Raw genomic sequence first — 16544 nt, forward strand, 5'->3', positions numbered from 1 at the left:
ATGAGTCGATAAATTGCTGTGTTTGAAAAGCAAAAATAAGACCAAAAATTATAAGGTTTTTTAATCATCTAAGCCATTGTTCATTGCTAATTTTGAAAATTAGCGACAAAAAGCACGGATTTTCGTACAATGTTGGATTAGTGAAATTTTAGGAGGCTGAGGTGTCTGAGGACAAATCAGTTTTGCACGTTGAGCAGCAGCAATTGCCCGAGCAATTTGAAGTGGCGATGAAGGAATTACAGGCCATTGTTCAATCGATGGAGAATCAAGTCTTGTCGCTAGATGAGGCGCTCAAAGCCTATGAGCGCGGTATGTTACTAAGTCGTATTTGTCAGCAGAAGCTGGATGATGCACAGCTGCAGGTTCAGGTATTGCAGGACAATCAGCTGAGACCTTTAGCACAAGCTGAGCAAGACGGTGAGGATGAGTAAATGAGTCAGGAGTTATCCTTTGACCATTGGTTAAGTGCGTATGTAGTACCGACGATGGAGTCCTCCTTGGAGCAGGCTTTGACGGTAGTGGATGAGAGTCCTTATCTGGCCGGCTTGCACGAGGCGATGCGTTACGCTGCGCTTGCCGGCGGTAAGCGTATTCGTGCGGCTTTAGTGTTGGCGGCCGGTGAGGTAGCGCATCCTAGTGAGCAGGTTGAGCAGTCGAAAAAGGCCTTAATCGCAGCGGCTACAGCGGTAGAGTTAATTCATGCCTATTCGCTAGTGCATGATGATATGCCCTGTATGGATGATGATGAGTTACGCCGCGGTAAGCCAACCGTCCACGTTAAATACGGTGAGGCGAATGCCTTATTAGTGGGTGATGCGCTACAAAGTCTTGCTTTTGAAATTATCGCCACCATGCCAGTGGCGCCAGCCCTAGTGATTAAGGCGATGCAGCAGTTAGCCATCGCTTCCGGTAGTCGCGGTATGGTGGGTGGTCAGTATATGGATCTGGCTTCCGTCGATCAGCAAATTAGCAAAGCCCGCCTTAAATTGATGCATCAGCTTAAGACTGGTGCCTTGATTCAAGCAAGTGTGCTCTTGGGTTCAATTACCGTAGCGACCAATTACGAGGATCATTCTGCGCTTAAAAGCTATGCCGAGAAGTTGGGTTTAGCGTATCAGGTGGTGGATGATATTTTAGATGCGACGGCTGACACCAGTGTATTGGGTAAGACAGCTGGCAAGGATGAGCAGGATAATAAGCCCACCTATGTCAGCATGCTAGGTTTGTCAGAGGCCAAGGACTATGCCGCAGCCCTACATCATGAAGCGTTGGAGGCGATCCGTCCATTGGGATCACGTGCTGAGCGATTAAGAGCTTTAGCGGATTTGATTATTCACCGTCAAAGCTAGGGATTGTTATGAATAAGTTCTTAAGCAAAATTGAGTCCCCGGATGATTTAAGAAGGCTTAATCGCTGTCAATTACCCGAGCTGGCGCAGGAGTTGCGTCAGTATATCTTAGAGTCGGTCGCGAATACCGGCGGTCATCTTTCATCCAATTTAGGCACGGTGGAGTTGACCATTGCCTTACACTATCTTTTTAACACGCCCGACGATCGTTTGATTTGGGATGTAGGTCATCAGGCTTATGCGCATAAGGTCTTAACCGGGCGTCGTGATGAATTGCCTTTTATTCGACAGCAACATCACATTTCTGGTTTTCCTAAGCGTTCTGAATCAGTCTATGATGCCTTTGGTACGGCACATTCCTCGACCTCAATTTCGGCGGCCCTTGGCATGGCAGTGGCAGCGCGTAATCAGGGTCTGACTAAGCGACAGCATATAGCAGTGATTGGTGATGGTGCAATGACCGCTGGCATGGTGTTTGAAGCCATGAATAATGCCGGTGATACGCGTGACATTAATTTGCTGGTGGTGCTAAATGATAACGATATGTCCATTTCGCCACCGGTGGGTGCGCTAAATAAGTATTTCAGTCGTTTGATTTCTAGTGGCTTGCCATTTTATAAAGAGGCAAGTGATATGAGCAAAGTGGTGCTTAAGCAGTTGCCTGAGCCGATGGCGGAGTTTGCTCGTCGCTTTAAGGGGCATGTCAAGGATCAGGCCAAAAGCTTCATGGGGGCCAATACCTTATTCGAGGAATTCGGTTTTAATTATATCGGCCCCATCGATGGACATGATCTAGGGGCTTTATTGCCAGTACTGGATAATGTCAGACGTTTAGGCGGCTTGCAGTTTGTGCATGTGATTACCAAAAAAGGGCAGGGTTACGGACTAGCAGAGCAGGATCCTGTGCTTTATCACGGTCCTGGTAAGTTTAATCCCTCCGAGGGGATTAAGGCCTCAACTGCCCCTAGTAAACAGACCTTTACCCAGGTCTTTGGTCAGTGGCTGTGTGATATGGCGGCGAGCGACCAGAGGCTGATCGGCATTACGCCAGCGATGCGGGAGGGCAGTGGTTTAGTCGAATTCGAAAAGCGTTTCCCCGAGCGTTATTTTGATGTGGGCATTGCAGAGCAGCACGCCGTCACTTTTGCCGCTGGTTTAGCCTGTGAGGGCTTAAAGCCAGTGGTGGCGATTTATTCTACCTTTTTACAAAGAGCCTATGACCAGTTAATTCATGATGTGGCTTTGCAAAATCTGGACGTCACCTTTGCTTTAGATCGTGCTGGTATCGTCGGTGCCGATGGTGCTACGCATGCGGGAAATTATGATATTGCTTACTTGCGTTGTATTCCTAATATGGTGATTGCGACGCCTTCAGATGAGGCAGAGTGCCGACTTTTATTAAGTAGCTGTTATCAATACGATGGGCCGGCCTCTGTGCGTTATCCGCGGGGAGCAGGGATTGGTGCGGAGACGACGAGTGAGTTGCAGTGCGTCGCACTTGCTAAGGCGGTGACGCGACGCCAAGGGTCAAGGATTGCGCTGCTCGCCTTTGGTCCGTTATTGCATGAGGCGCAGCAAGTTGCTGCCAAGCATGACCTTAGCTTGATTGATATGCGCTTTGTTAAGCCACTGGATGAGGAGTTACTGCTTGCCTTAGCGGAGTCGCATCAAGCCTTTGTCACACTAGAAGAAGGGGCTTTGATGGGGGGTGCTGGCAGCGCGGTGATAGAATTCCTTAATCAGCATGATATAAATTTACCGGTCTTGCAATTAGGCTATCCGGACCTATTTATCGATCATGGTGAGCAAAACGCCTTGCGTGCGGACTTGCAGTTAGATGCCAAGGGCATTGAACAGTCGGTAGAACAGCGCTTTGCTGAGCTTTTAAAGCCTTAGTGTCAGCACATAGCTGCTTAGCTTTTATTTGTAGGAATTAAATGAAATTAACTGAATCAACAGCTGCTGTGATGCCTGATGTGCAGGGCAGCACGGATTTGCGACGTATCCAGATTGATCGTGTGGGTGTGCGCAAAGTAAAGCATCCATTGACAATAAAAAATGGCCAAGGGGATGTTTTGGCTACGGTGGGTATGTGGGAAACAACGGTGTTATTGCCTGCTACTGAAAAAGGCACTCATATGTCGCGTTTTATGGACTTGATTGATGAGTACCACGCTCAGGGCATGGATGCGACATTGTTTAAGCAAATGGCGACTGCAATGCTACCCCTCTTAAATGCCGAGGAGGGTGAAATTCGCGTGACTTTCCCTTACTTTATTACTAAAAAAGCACCAGTTAGTGGTGTGGCTAGCATGATGGATTATGAGGTCACGTGGACAGCTATCGCTACCACTGACGGCGTGCGCTTGATTACCGAGGTGGTGGTGCCAGTCATGAGCCTGTGTCCTTGTTCTAAAGCGATTTCCGAGTATGGAGCGCATAATCAGCGTTCCCATGTGACGGTCCGCTTAGAAGCAGGCAGTGACTATGTATTAGATGACTTAATTCGCGCCATCGAAGAGCAGGGTTCGAGTCAGTTGTGGGCGTTACTAAAGCGTCCGGATGAAAAGTATGTGACGGAGTATTCTTACGATAATCCGAAATTCGTTGAGGATCTGATCCGTGATGTGGCACTTCGTCTACACCAATGGCCCGGCATGATCGCTTATCGTGTTGAGGTGGAAAATTTCGAATCCATTCATAATCATTCGGCCTATGCCATGCTTGAGGGCAGGGCTGAATAATGTCACTAAGGCTGTTGGCGGTGCTTAAGCATCGCTCAGTCGCTGAAAAAATTACACAAAAGCCACAGATATCAAGCGGTTATCTCATAAGGGCTTGATATATAGCGCTTAAATCTATATAATTATCGATTTCTTGCTCGATCTTTTAGTGAAGTGGTCACTAAGTTTTAAGATTAAAACCACCTCATCAGAGACGGGCTTTTTATGTAAAGCTTTTTGCATATAGGGGCTTTACTAAATATCCATAGGAGTTAATATGCGTCACTATGAAGTAGTGTTTATCGTGCACCCTGATCAGAGCGAGCAGGTGCCGGCCATGGTTGAGCGTTATCAAGCCATGATTACTGAAAAGGGTGGTAAAATCCACCGTCTAGAGGACTGGGGTCGTCGTCAATTAGCTTACCCTATTCAGAAGTTAGTTAAAGCACACTATATTTGCATGAATATTGAGTGCGGTTTAGACGTGTTAGATGAGTTAGAGCATTCTTTCCGCTATAACGATGCGATTCTACGTAACCTCATCATCAAAACTGACAAGGCCATTACTGAGCCATCGATCATGATGAAGTCAGTTGAGCGTGATGAAGCTCGCAAATCCGCTGCTGCAGACGACAGCGCTGCTGCAGATGATGATGTTGAGCTCGAAGAAGTCGACGAAGACGAAGAGGAAGAAGCAGAGGAGTAAGCTTCTTTGTTTGTCGGTTTGCTATTAGCTACAAGCCGCTAGCATGAATAGGGTTCAATTACGGCTTCTCCTGAGCGAGGTTCAACCATTGCGCTATACGCCAGCCGGTCTCAGTGTGTTAGATTTAGTATTGAGACACCAATCCGAAGTGATAGAGGCAGCGCATCCAAGGCAGTTAGACTTTGAATTGGAAGCCAGAGCAATTGGCGAAGTCGCCGAGGCTTTAAGTAGACTTGAATTGGGTGGTTTTATAGAAGTTGAGGGCTTTTTAAATAGTACTCGCAAAGACTCCCGCAGATTAATACTGCATATTCAACGCTTTACAGTCGTAGCAAGCAATTCGATTATCGTATAGTTTTAAAGAATATCGGGATTAGTATCCCAACCATATTTATAGGTAATTAGCATGGCACAAGCAAGAAGAGGAAGAGACAGAAAAAGTCGTTTTCCACAGCAAAATCCATTATTTAAACGTCGTAGATTCTGCCGCTTTACAGCAGCAGGTGTAGAACAAATCGATTACAAAGATATCGATACCTTACGCGATTTCATTACTGAAACCGGCAAGGTGATTCCAGCACGTTTAACCGGTACGAAGGCACACTACCAGCGTCAGTTAGATACAGCGATCAAGCGTGCGCGCTTCTTAGCGTTGTTACCATTTACTGACAGTCATAAATAATCAGGGGTGGCAAGATGCAAGTTATTTTATTAGAAACCATCGGTAAGGTTGGTCAATTAGGTGATGTGGTTCGCGTGCGCAATGGTTATGCGCGTAACTACTTAATCCCTCAAGGTAAAGCGCAGCGTGCTACTGATGCTGCTATCAAGGAGTTCGAAGCACGTCGTGCCGAACTTGAAAAGGCTCAGGCCGATCGCGTGGCGGCTGCTGAAGCATTGGCTAATAAACTAGCTGATTACAAATTAGACGTTACTCAAAAAGCGGGTGTTGACGGTCGTTTATTCGGTTCTGTGACCAATATCGATATCGCTCGTTTACTTGAACAAGCTGGTTTTGAGGTGGAAAGAAGTCAAGTACGTATGCCGGACGGTGCGTTAAAAGCAGTAGGTGAGTACCCTGTAACTATCCATTTATATGCAGACATCGCTGCTAACATCACAGTTAACGTGATTGGTGAGATGGCCTAGTTACAATCTCAGTTGAGATTACACTAATCTGTATAAAAATAGCAGTAGCGATATAATCGTTACTGCTATTTTGGTTTTTAATCATCGAGTTTTTTAACGCCTATGTCCAAGCATATTGAGCATCCCTTTATAGACGATTCCGAGCATCCTGTTGAAGCGCAGGGAGTTGATTTGCCTGAGGATATTTTTGCCGAACCCTTTTATGAGGATGCAACGGCAATGTCCATGGTCGAGGTGCAGCACGATGTGATGCCGGCAACGGAGCCGATTGATAGTGCGATGATGAGTATGCCGAGCCAGCCTGATCATGAATTGGATAATTTGCGCTTACCACCGCATTCGATTGAAGCAGAACAATCGGTTTTAGGCGGTTTATTACTTAATAACTTGGCTAATGAGCAGGTTGGTGATGTACTGGGTGAGGATGATTTTTATCGACACCATCATCGCATTATTTGGCGTCATATCCAAAACCTAATCAGTATGGATCGACCGGCCGATGTCTTGACCGTTTACGATGCCTTAAAGCTCGAAGGTACGGATAAGGAAGTCGGTGGTTTAGTGTATTTAAATGCCTTAGCGCAAAATACCCCATCGGTTTCGAATATTCGCACCTATGCAGAAATTGTTCGTGAGCGTTCGATTCTGCGGCGTTTATTAAGTGCCTCGGATGAGATTGGGACCGCCGCCTTAAATCCTCAGGGTCGCTCAGCGCGTGAGATTCTCGATGAGTCGGAGGCCAAAATCTACCGTATTTCCGAGGATAGCAATAAAAAGAGCGCTGAGTTCGTGGCCATCAGCGATGCGATGCTGGAGGTCATTAATAATTTGACCGAGTTATCACAGCGCGGTAGTGACTCGGAGGTGACTGGTACACCTACCGGTTTTATCGATTTAGACGCTAAAACAGCCGGGCTGCATGGTGGCGACTTAACTATTGTGGCGGGGCGTCCTGCTATGGGTAAGACCTCTTTTTCTATGAATATTGTGGAGCATGTGGCCTTGGTTGAAAAAAAACCGGTGCTGGTCTTCTCCATGGAGATGGGGGCGGCTCAGTTAGCGCATCGGATGTTGGGTTCGGTAGGCAAAATTGACCAACAACGAATGCGTAAGGGGACCTTGAATAATGAGGATTGGGTCAAGGTAACCCGTGCCGTGGATCGTTTGCAGCATGCGCAAATCTTTATTGATGAAACGCCTGGTCTGAATCCTATCGATTTACGTGCCCGTGCGCGTCGCCTTAGCCGTAAGCATGGTGGTCTAGGCTTAATCGTTGTCGACTATTTACAATTAATGTCGGGCAGTGGCTTTAGTCGTAATGAGAACCGTGCTAATGAGATTTCAGAGATTAGCCGCTCCTTAAAAAGCCTAGCGCGCGAGCTGGATTGTCCGGTGATTGCCTTGTCACAGCTTAACCGTAGTTTGGAAAGTCGTCCCAATAAGCGTCCAATTATGTCTGATCTCCGTGAATCCGGGGCAATTGAGCAGGATGCGGACGTGATCATCTTTATTTATCGGGATGAGGTTTATAACGAAAACTCGCCTGATAAGGGGGTTGCTGAAATTATTATCGGTAAGCAGCGTAACGGTCCTATCGGCACGGTGCGTTTAACCTTTGTGGGTGAGCATACTAAGTTCATGAACTACAGCGGTGCTAGCCCAGCCTTTATCGGTGAATAATATAAGGCTCCGCCTGCTATTGCTATATTGACAGGGGCATGCATAGAGTGCGCTTTCAGTGCCTGGGAATCAAGACCCTAGGCACTTAACTAACGCACCCGTGGAATGTCTTGCCATCGTGTGGTGTAGGCAGGGGAGAGGTAGCGACGTTGCATCGACCAAGTGCGGTTGTTTTGGCTAAGACCTTGACTGCCAAAGCGAATGCTTCCCGGTAGCTGATGATTTAGGCGGTCAATGGTTTGCATCAAATAGCGTCCGCGTATATTTTGCACCTCATCATCGAACAACTGTGTTTGATAGTATTGTGCTGTATAAAAATCACTGAGCATCACACCGGCTTTATAATAGTGATAGCCATCACGCCAAATCCGTTGTAGTAGGCGCAAGGCCAAGGTGATAAATTCTCTACTGTCATCACTGGCTAAAAGCAAATCACCGACGGCACTATTGTAATAATAACGTGTTTCTTGCTTATAGCGGTTGGTTTGAATAAATACACTCAGCTGTTTGGCTTGTTGCTTTTCTTGGCGTAGCTTAGCGACAGCCCGTGCTGTATACTCGCTAACCGCCTGTTGCATTTCTTCTTGCTGAGTGATGCTGCGACCGAAGCTGCGACTACTGATAATCTGCTTTTTCGCTTGCATGTCCTCTAGGTGGAGGCAAGACTCGCCATTAAGCTCACGTACTGTACGTTCTAATACCACGGAAAACTGCTGCCGCACCCAGTCTGGATGTAAACAGGCTAAATCCCATGCCGTTTTAATACCGAGTTGATATAACTGCTGTGAGAGGCGTCTGCCAATGCCCCAAACATCCTCCACCGGCGTGAGCTTTAACAGCTTGTCACGGCGTTCTGGTGCCAATAAGGTCACGACACCGCGGCTTGCAGGATACTTTTTGGCTGCGTGATTTGCTAACTTTGCTAGGGTCTTAGTGGGCGCAATGCCTATCCCGATCTGTATCCCCACCCACTGATCAATGCGCTCACGAATGCGCTGTCCGTAGTGATTAAAATCCGCAATCGACTGGAGCTCAGCCACAGAGGATAGGTCTAAAAAAGCTTCATCAATCGAATACACCTCAATGGCTGGTGCCATTTCGCTCAGTAAGGACATCACCCGCCGGCTGATATCGGCATAAAAGGCGTAGTTCGATGAAAAAAAACTAACGCGGTGTTGCTTAATAAAGTCTTTTACTTTAAAAAATGGTGCTCCCATGGGGATACCTAGTTCCTTGGCTTCCGGAGAGCGAGCCACCACACAACCGTCGTTATTCGACAGGACCACCACAGGACGATGGCGTAAATCCGGTCTGAATAGCTTTTCGCAGCTGGCGTAGAAACTATTGCAGTCAACCAAAGCAAACACTTGCTCAGCGTGCAATAGCGGGCACTGGGTAGTATCTGTAGGACTAGGCATGAGCAGGGCGCAAAGCATGTAAAACGTAGGTTACTACCCCGAACAGTTCCAAGGCTTCAGGCTCCTTGAGCAAGATCGGTTGATACTGACGATTACGTGGAAATAACCCGGCTTGTGGACGTAAACGTAGCTCCTTGACAGTGAGCTCACCATAGACCGAGGCAATGACAATATCACCGTGTACTGCATTAAGCGCACGGTCGACCACTAGAATATCACCGCTATGAATCCCCGCCTCAATCATAGAATCACCCTCACAGCGTACAAAATAGGTCGCCTCAGGATGGCTGATGCAAAGCTCATTAAGATCCAGATGTTGTTCCAGATAGTCTTGGGCGGGCGAGGGGAAACCTGCCGGTATGCGCTCTAAAAATAGTGGTATGGGTTGATGGACGGTCTTAAGCAACTCTGGCGTCAGACTCTCTCCCAAAAAACTCAGCTTCATAGCGATCACTTTTTAAAGATTATTCGATACATTAAAATACTGTATAAATATACAGCATAATTGATCAGAATGACAATCCTTTCGTCATCGGATTGACATATTAGTAAATTAGAATTAATTGATACTTGACTGAGTTGGTGTTTTTCAGTTAGCATGATTTTGCAGCTCAAAGACTTCCTAAGTTATTGATATATTATAACTTTTTTCTCGATTTTGATACTTTATATCTAAAGTGTTTTTCTACATCTACGATTAAGGAGTAGACTTTATGGCTATGATGAAAGCAGCAGCATTAATTGCCCCCGGACGTATCGAGCTAGTGGATAAGCCCATCCCCGATGTTGGGCCTAATGACGCCTTACTTCGCATTACTACCACCACGATTTGCGGTACCGATATTCATATTTTTAAGGGTGAGTATCCGGTCAAATCAGGCTTAACGATTGGTCACGAACCGGTGGGTATTATTGAAAAGCTCGGTAGTAATGTGCAGGGTTACGAAGAGGGGCAGCGTGTGATCGCTGGTGCTATTTGCCCGACCTTTACCTCTTATCCTTCACAAGACGGCTTCCCTTCGCAGGATGGTTCCTGGATTAAAGAAGACGGTACTTGCTCTTGCCATGGCTATAAGGCCACTGCCGGTTGGCGTTTCGGTAACTGGATTGATGGCACGCAGGCGGAGTATGTATTAGTGCCTGACGCGCAGGCTAATCTTGCCCCCGTGCCAGATAGTTTGACTGATGAGCAGGTATTAATGTGTCCCGATATTATGTCGACCGGTTTTGTCGGTGCGGAAAATGCCAATATTAGAATCGGTGATTTTGTGGCTATTTTTGCCCAAGGTCCTATTGGTTTATGTGCAACTGCAGGGGCGCGTTTACGCGGTGCTAGCTTAATTATCGCCATTGACGGTAATAACGATCGTTTGGAAGTTGCTAAAAAAATGGGTGCTCACGTGACGCTTAACTTTAAAGAGGCGGACGTGGTTGATGAGATCATGAAATTGACTAAGGGGCGCGGCGTAGATTCTAGTATCGAATGTCTAGGTTTGCAGTCTACTTGGGAGCAGGCGCTACGTGTACTCAAGCCGGGTGGCACCTTATCTAGTTTAGGCGTTTATTCTGAAGACGTGGTGATCCCGATTAATGCCTTTGCCGCTGGTTTGGGGGATCATACGATTAAAACAGCGTTATGCCCAGGCGGCAAGGAGCGTATGCGTCGTCTACTGAACGTGATTGAGTCCGGTGCGGTCGATTTAGAGCCTTTAGTTACCCATACGCGACCATTGGATGATATTGTTGCGGCTTATGATATGTTCATGAACCAGGAAGACGGTGTTTTGAAAATCGCTATTAAGCCTTAATTAATTGATTTTTATCTGCTTATAGTAAGAAGGCCTGCACCGATAGTGCAGGCCTTCTTACTGTCTTTGCGACTTAAGCGCTAGGCTAAAATAAACTCGGGTAGTCATTTTGTACGACATGACGCACGCGTACGGCATCGGCAAAGCGGGTTAATGTCCCTTCGGCATTAAGTAATACGACGGCTACCGGACGTTTTTCAAACTCGGTGATCATCACTAAGCTCTGACCAGACTCGCGGATATAACCGGTTTTGGAAATATGAATAGACCAGTCATTATTGCGAACTAAGCGATTGGTGTTGCGATACTTTTCCGTGCGACCGTTACTGGTAATCACACTATAGTCATCGCTGGTTGAAAAGCGTTTAATCAAGCTGTCCTTGCCAACTGCACGTAACAAACGGACTAAGTCATTGGGCGTGGAAACATTCATTGGTGATAAGCCGGTTGGTTCCACAAAGCGACTACGAGTCATACCGAGCTGACGAGCGACGGAGTTCATCTCATTCACAAAAGCCGTCATACCGCCGGGGTAGGTGCGACCTAAGGCATGTGCGGCGCGGTTCTCGGAGGACATTAAAGATAATAACAGCATCTCGCGACGACTTAGGGTAGTGCCGACACTTAAGCGAGAGCTGGATTTCTTAACACGGTCAATATCATCTGCGGTGATAGTGATTTTTTCATCTAGTGGTAGACCTGAGCGCGTGATGACTAATGCCGTCAGTAGTTTACTGATTGAGGCAATCGGGCGAATTACATCTGCATTTTTTGAATACAGTACTTGATTGTCATTGAGACCGACCACCAAGGCGATTTCTGAGTTGATAATACCGCCGCCATTGTCCACGGGGCCGATAACCGGTGCATTGCTAAGGCCGTTTAGATTTTGGGCTAATGCATTGCTGGCGCCGAAGCCGCAGCAAAGCGCCAAGAGGGCAGCGCCTGCTCGCTTAGCTAAGAAGGTTTTGTGCAAAGTCAACATAACTATATTTATTAAGGTGTGTTGTTGAGGGGTAAGAGCTCCCTATTATACATAGACACTTATCAAATGTCTTTATTTATTAATAACTTAGCGACTCTTCTTAAGCTCATTTATAGATGTTAATAAATCAGCTTAAGTGATTGAATTTTAAGATGAAATGGTAGTCTGGTGTTTTTTTAAATGTTAAAACAAAGACCGCTCTCCGCCTAGATTAACAAAATTTTACAATTTTTTTTGTAAAAAGAGAAACCTACAGTAAACACTCAAAAAAGGCTAAAATACAGCTAATTGTTTTTACCAAGCTTCTGCCGCTCTGTTATGACCATTTTATGTGAGCCAGGAGCTTTTACTCCTTTTTCTTTGATTAGGTAAATCACGTGTCATCTTATTTGATTGTCCCAGGTGCAGTTGCACTACCAGAATCGACTAAAGCTCGTCTTAAGGAGCAGGTTAAAGCCTTAGGTTTAGCGGTTGATAAAATTTTTACGCGTTTTGAACATTATGTGTATAGCGAGGAGCCATTATCTGCAGAGCAACAAGCTGCCGTCACAGAGCTATTAACTCGTGATGCGAAGGTGTTGGAGCCACAAATTGCCAAGCATGATGTGGAATTACGCATTATCCCGCGTTTGGGTACCATCTCTCCTTGGGCTTCTAAGGCCACTGATATCGCCCATAATTGCGGTCTTGACAGCATTATACGCATTGAGCGTGGCATTCATATGGTGGTGACGCCAGAAAAGAGTTTTTGGACTGGCAATGGTTTAACACCTGAGAAATTGCAGCAATTTATTAAGCTGATCCATGATCGCATGACGGAAACGGTGGTGATCGGTGATGATTTTGATGCCAAGACCTTGTTTCAAGATCTAGAACCTAAGCCTTTGCGCACTGTGCCTATCTTAGAAGAGGGGGCAGCGGCATTGGAAAAAGTCAATGTCGAATGGGGTTTAGCTTTATCTGAGGATGAGGTGGAGTATTTGCTTAATGCCTTTGTCGGCTTAAATCGCAATCCTACCGACGTGGAATTGATGATGTTTGCCCAGGCCAATAGTGAGCATTGCCGTCATAAGATTTTTAACGCCTCTTGGACGATTGATGGTGAGGCTAAAGAAAAGACTTTATTCGGCATGATTCGTGATACGCATAAGCATAACCCCCGTGGTACGGTGGTGGCTTATGCGGATAATGCCGCCATTATGGAAGGTGCTGAAGCAACACGTTTTTTTGCGACAAAATGTGCTGATGGTGGTTTTTGTTATCAGCCTAAAAAGCGTCTTACGCATACCTTGATGAAGGTGGAGACGCATAATCACCCGACGGCTATTTCTCCTTTTCCGGGAGCGGCAACCGGCGCCGGTGGTGAAATTCGTGACGAGGGCGCAACCGGTCGTGGGGCTAAACCTAAAGCCGGCTTAACCGGTTATACCGTGGCTAATTTACAGCTGAAAAATTTAGCGGAATCGTGGGAAAAGGATTCTCACGGTAAGCCGAGTCGTATTGCTTCTGCCTTAGATATTATGATTGAAGGCCCTTTAGGCGGGGCCGCCTTTAATAACGAATTCGGTCGCCCTAATATCCTGGGTTATTTCCGTACTTTTGAGCAAACCGTCGGCGGTCGTCGTTGGGGTTATCAAAAGCCGATCATGATTGCCGGTGGCTTGGGTAGTATTGACGCAGAGCTTTGCTTTAAAGATCCGATCCCTGACGGTGCTTTGTTGATTCAGTTGGGTGGTCCGGGCATGCGCATCGGTATGGGTGGTGGCGCCGCCTCCAGTATGGCTGCTGGAACTAATACTGAGTCTTTAGATTTTGATTCAGTGCAGCGTGGTAACCCTGAGATTGAACGTCGTGCTCAAGAGGTAATTAATGCGTGTTGGCAATTACTTGAAAATAACCCGATTATTGCTATACACGACGTGGGCGCAGGTGGTTTATCCAATGCCTTTCCAGAGTTGGTAAATGACGCTGGTCGTGGCGCTATCTTTGATCTAGCGAGGGTGCAGCTTGAAGAAAGTGGGATGTCTGCTGCCGAGATTTGGAGTAATGAGTCACAAGAGCGCTATGTGATGGCGATTGCACCTGAAAATTTAGCGCTCTTTGATGAAATTGCTCGACGTGAGCGTTGCCCTTATGCGGTGATTGGTATTGCCACAGAGGAGCGTATTTTGCGTGTGGTTGAGGGCGAGGGTCTGCCAGGTGAAGAGGGCAGCACCAGTTCAGCGCCCGCAACCAAGTTACGCCCAGTGGATGTGCCGGTTGATGTGATTTTAGGCAAGCCGCCTAAAATGCAGCGCGATGTTAAGAGTGAGCCTTTGGTGCTCGAGCCAATTGATGTCGTTGATTTGGACTTGCGCGAAGTCGCTTTGGCGGTTATGCGTCATCCAACGGTAGCCAGTAAGTCTTTTATCATCACGATTGGTGACCGTAATGTCGGTGGTTTAACCGCACGCGACCAGTTAGTTGGTCCGTGGCAAATTCCGGTGGCGGATTGTGCTGTGACCTTGGCTGATTTTGAACATTTCCATGGTGAAGCCATGTCCATGGGTGAGCGTACACCGCTAGCGATAATGGACAGTGCGGCTGCTAGCCGTATGGCTATTGCCGAGTCCATTACCAATATTGCGGCAGCCGATATTAAGCATTTGGACGGTCTGAAGCTATCAGCTAACTGGATGGCAGCATGCGGTACCCCTGGTCAGGATGCAGCCCTTTACACTGCGGTAGAGGCTGCGAGTGAGTTTTGTCAGGCCTTGGATATTTCGATTCCAGTGGGCAAGGATTCGATGTCAATGCGCACGGCTTGGAGCGAGCAAGCGGCTGAGGATTCAACTGAACTGCTAGAAAAGGATGTGATCGCACCGGTGTCATTGATTGTGACCGCCTTTGCTCAGGTAGAGGATGTGCGCAAAACATTGACTCCGCAATTAGTTAGCGATGAGGGGCCAACGTCCTTGATTCTGATTGATTTGGGCGAGGGTAAGCAGCGTTTAGGCGGCTCGGTTTTATCGCATAGTATCGGTCAATTCGGTAATGAAGTACCTGATATTGAGGATGCAGACAAACTGCGTACCTTCTTTGCCGTGATTCGTAGTCTGGCAGACGAAGGGGCGATTTTGGCTTATCACGACCGTTCGGACGGTGGTTTATTTGCGACCATTACTGAAATGGCCTTTGCGGGTCACACCGGTGTGTCAATTAATGTAGATATGCTGACTTTTGACGGTGCGGTGCAGGATTGGGGTGATTATAAAATACGCCCGGAGCAAGTCCGTGTACAGCGTGATGAGAGCACGGTTAAGGCCCTATTCAATGAGGAGCTAGGCGCGGTGATTCAGGTACGTGCCGAGGACCGCGATAAGGTGTTGCAGGTATTGCGTGAGGCCGGCTTATCACTATGCAGCCATGCGATCGGTAGCTTAAATGATAAGGATACGATCGAGGTATTCCGTGATGGAGAGCTTATCTTGTCGTATCCACGTGCAGAATTAGGTGCTGTGTGGAGTGAAGTGGGTTATGAAATCGCTAAGCTACGCGAAAATCCGCACACGGCGCAGGCTGAATTCGATCGTTGGAAGGACACAAATGATGTCGGTCTACATGCCAAAGTAGATTTTGATCCACAAGAAAATATCTCCTCACCATACATCAATAAAGCGCGCCCTGCGGTAGCCATTGTGCGTGAGCAGGGTTCTAATAGCCAGATCGAAATGGCTTGGGCTTTCCATCAGGCAGGCTTTAGCGTTTACGATGTGCATATGACGGATATTTTAGAAGATCGTATCCATCTGTCCGAGCTGCAGGGTCTTGTTGCTGCTGGCGGTTTTAGCTATGGTGATGTGTTGGGAGCAGGTGAGGGTTGGTCTAAGACGATTCGTTACAATCCTAAGCTATTGGATCAGTTTACGGAGTTCTTTAATCGTCAGGATGTCTTTGCCCTTGGTGTGTGTAATGGCTGCCAGATGATGGCCAGCTTAAGCGATATCATTCCGGGTGCGGAGTATTGGCCGCGCTTTACCCGTAACCAATCCGCTCGTCATGAGGCTCGTTTGGTCATGGCTGAAGTGAGTGATTCCAATTCTATTTTCTTTAAGGATATGGCCGGTACACAAGCGCCAATAGTGATTTCACATGGTGAGGGTTACGCCAACTTTACCCAGCAGGGCGATTCGGATAATGTCATTTCCGCACTGCGCTACGTAAATAATAGTGGCGTGATTACTGAGGCTTATCCATTTAACCCAAATGGCAGTATCAATGGCATTGCGGCAGTGACAACCGAGGACGGTCGCTTTACCATTATGATGCCGCATCCTGAGCGAGTCGTTCGTAGCGCCATGATGTCGTGGGCACCTAAGTCGTGGGGGCCTAAGGATAGCGGTGGCGATCTGACGCCTTGGATGCGTATGTTTATGAATGCCAGAGTGTTTATTGATTAATACAGCGCTCCATTAAGGCATTAACTTAAACGCCGGTAGTCTTTCATGATTTACCGGCGTTTATTTATTAAGCGAATAGTAAAGGGCGATTGATTTGCTGATGCCGCTAATATGATTGATAGGCGCTCAATTAGCTGATGGTTATTTTAATTCATAAGGAATAATGCCGATGGCAGTTAAGGCTACTCTGTGGATAATAATCAAATCACGGATAGCGTATCGATAAGTTTGCAAGCGCCTTGAGTCGCGATGCTATTTTATCATCAGACGCCGTAAAACCACCCACTT

General features: G+C 47.0%; 14 protein-coding genes. 11 read left to right on the forward strand and 3 right to left on the reverse strand.

Annotated elements, in window-relative coordinates; genetic code table 11:
* Positions 1-161: 161 nt before the first annotated feature.
* The 9 genes from HMPREF3144_RS09100 to dnaB all read left to right on the forward strand — a co-directional run bounded on the left by HMPREF3144_RS09100 (position 162) and on the right by dnaB (position 7606).
* Positions 162-431, forward strand: a complete 270-nt coding sequence (locus HMPREF3144_RS09100) for an exodeoxyribonuclease VII small subunit (RefSeq protein ID WP_070477545.1) — start codon at positions 162-164, stop codon at positions 429-431.
* Positions 432-1349, forward strand: coding sequence for a polyprenyl synthetase family protein (locus HMPREF3144_RS09105; RefSeq protein ID WP_036560245.1), 918 nt, complete (start codon positions 432-434; stop codon positions 1347-1349).
* An 8-nt stretch (positions 1350-1357) separates the two neighbouring features.
* Positions 1358-3244 (forward strand): 1-deoxy-D-xylulose-5-phosphate synthase, encoded by a 1887-nt coding sequence (gene dxs, locus HMPREF3144_RS09110; protein WP_070477547.1) that lies wholly within the window; start codon positions 1358-1360, stop codon positions 3242-3244.
* A 41-nt stretch (positions 3245-3285) separates the two neighbouring features.
* Positions 3286-4092: a GTP cyclohydrolase FolE2 gene (folE2, locus tag HMPREF3144_RS09115; RefSeq protein WP_070477549.1), complete on the forward strand. Its 807-nt coding sequence runs from the start codon at positions 3286-3288 to the stop codon at positions 4090-4092.
* A 256-nt stretch (positions 4093-4348) separates the two neighbouring features.
* Positions 4349-4777 carry a 30S ribosomal protein S6 gene (rpsF, locus tag HMPREF3144_RS09120; protein ID WP_018027176.1) on the forward strand — a complete coding sequence of 143 codons (429 nt, stop codon included), beginning with the start codon at positions 4349-4351 and terminating at the stop codon, positions 4775-4777.
* A gap of 43 nt (positions 4778-4820) precedes the next feature.
* Positions 4821-5132, forward strand: coding sequence for a primosomal replication protein N (gene priB / locus HMPREF3144_RS09125; RefSeq protein ID WP_070477551.1), 312 nt, complete (start codon positions 4821-4823; stop codon positions 5130-5132).
* Positions 5133-5183: 51 nt separating this feature from the next.
* Entirely contained in the window at positions 5184-5459 is a 276-nt protein-coding gene (gene rpsR, locus HMPREF3144_RS09130; protein WP_018027178.1) for a 30S ribosomal protein S18, read from the forward strand.
* Positions 5460-5473: 14 nt separating this feature from the next.
* Complete coding sequence (gene rplI / locus HMPREF3144_RS09135; RefSeq protein ID WP_018027179.1) at positions 5474-5926, forward strand: 50S ribosomal protein L9; 453 nt, start codon at positions 5474-5476, stop codon at positions 5924-5926.
* A gap of 288 nt (positions 5927-6214) precedes the next feature.
* Positions 6215-7606 carry a replicative DNA helicase gene (gene dnaB, locus HMPREF3144_RS09140; RefSeq protein WP_371419257.1) on the forward strand — a complete coding sequence of 464 codons (1392 nt, stop codon included), beginning with the start codon at positions 6215-6217 and terminating at the stop codon, positions 7604-7606.
* A gap of 89 nt (positions 7607-7695) precedes the next feature.
* Here dnaB and HMPREF3144_RS09145 read toward each other — a convergent pair whose 3' ends face one another.
* Positions 7696-9024 (reverse strand): Y-family DNA polymerase, encoded by a 1329-nt coding sequence (locus HMPREF3144_RS09145; protein ID WP_070469943.1) that lies wholly within the window; start codon positions 9022-9024, stop codon positions 7696-7698.
* Positions 9017-9469: a translesion error-prone DNA polymerase V autoproteolytic subunit gene (gene umuD / locus HMPREF3144_RS09150; RefSeq protein WP_018027182.1), complete on the reverse strand. Its 453-nt coding sequence runs from the start codon at positions 9467-9469 to the stop codon at positions 9017-9019. The genes HMPREF3144_RS09145 and umuD overlap by 8 nt, the downstream gene beginning before the upstream one ends.
* Positions 9470-9737: 268 nt before the next feature.
* Here umuD and HMPREF3144_RS09155 point away from each other — a divergent pair, with 268 nt between their 5' ends.
* On the forward strand, positions 9738-10832 hold the full coding sequence (locus HMPREF3144_RS09155) for an NAD(P)-dependent alcohol dehydrogenase (RefSeq protein ID WP_048767946.1): 1095 nt from the start codon (positions 9738-9740) through the stop codon (positions 10830-10832).
* A gap of 85 nt (positions 10833-10917) precedes the next feature.
* On the opposite strand, the gene HMPREF3144_RS09160 is transcribed toward HMPREF3144_RS09155, so the two are convergent.
* Positions 10918-11817, reverse strand: coding sequence for a serine hydrolase (locus HMPREF3144_RS09160; RefSeq protein ID WP_018027184.1), 900 nt, complete (start codon positions 11815-11817; stop codon positions 10918-10920).
* Positions 11818-12194: 377 nt separating this feature from the next.
* On the opposite strand from HMPREF3144_RS09160, the gene purL reads away from it, so the two are divergent.
* Entirely contained in the window at positions 12195-16256 is a 4062-nt protein-coding gene (purL, locus tag HMPREF3144_RS09165) for a phosphoribosylformylglycinamidine synthase (protein ID WP_070477553.1), read from the forward strand.
* Positions 16257-16544 lie beyond the last annotated feature (288 nt).

The organism is Oligella sp. HMSC05A10 (genome assembly GCF_001808335.1).
Lineage (GTDB): Bacteria > Pseudomonadota > Gammaproteobacteria > Burkholderiales > Burkholderiaceae_B > Oligella > Oligella urethralis.

What these genes read in the sequence shown, in the direction of transcription:
- HMPREF3144_RS09155 (WP_048767946.1), top strand. Translation starts at nt 9,738, where the DNA reads ATGGCTATGATGAAAGCAGCAGCATTAATTGCCCCCGGACGTATCGAG.
- HMPREF3144_RS09160 (WP_018027184.1), bottom strand. Translation starts at nt 11,817, where the DNA reads ATGTTGACTTTGCACAAAACCTTCTTAGCTAAGCGAGCAGGCGCTGCC.
- dxs (WP_070477547.1), top strand. Translation starts at nt 1,358, where the DNA reads ATGAATAAGTTCTTAAGCAAAATTGAGTCCCCGGATGATTTAAGAAGG.
- folE2 (WP_070477549.1), top strand. Translation starts at nt 3,286, where the DNA reads ATGAAATTAACTGAATCAACAGCTGCTGTGATGCCTGATGTGCAGGGC.
- umuD (WP_018027182.1), bottom strand. Translation starts at nt 9,469, where the DNA reads ATGAAGCTGAGTTTTTTGGGAGAGAGTCTGACGCCAGAGTTGCTTAAG.
- rplI (WP_018027179.1), top strand. Translation starts at nt 5,474, where the DNA reads ATGCAAGTTATTTTATTAGAAACCATCGGTAAGGTTGGTCAATTAGGT.
- HMPREF3144_RS09105 (WP_036560245.1), top strand. Translation starts at nt 432, where the DNA reads ATGAGTCAGGAGTTATCCTTTGACCATTGGTTAAGTGCGTATGTAGTA.
- HMPREF3144_RS09145 (WP_070469943.1), bottom strand. Translation starts at nt 9,024, where the DNA reads ATGCCTAGTCCTACAGATACTACCCAGTGCCCGCTATTGCACGCTGAG.
- dnaB (WP_371419257.1), top strand. Translation starts at nt 6,215, where the DNA reads ATGCCGAGCCAGCCTGATCATGAATTGGATAATTTGCGCTTACCACCG.
- rpsF (WP_018027176.1), top strand. Translation starts at nt 4,349, where the DNA reads ATGCGTCACTATGAAGTAGTGTTTATCGTGCACCCTGATCAGAGCGAG.
- priB (WP_070477551.1), top strand. Translation starts at nt 4,821, where the DNA reads ATGAATAGGGTTCAATTACGGCTTCTCCTGAGCGAGGTTCAACCATTG.
- rpsR (WP_018027178.1), top strand. Translation starts at nt 5,184, where the DNA reads ATGGCACAAGCAAGAAGAGGAAGAGACAGAAAAAGTCGTTTTCCACAG.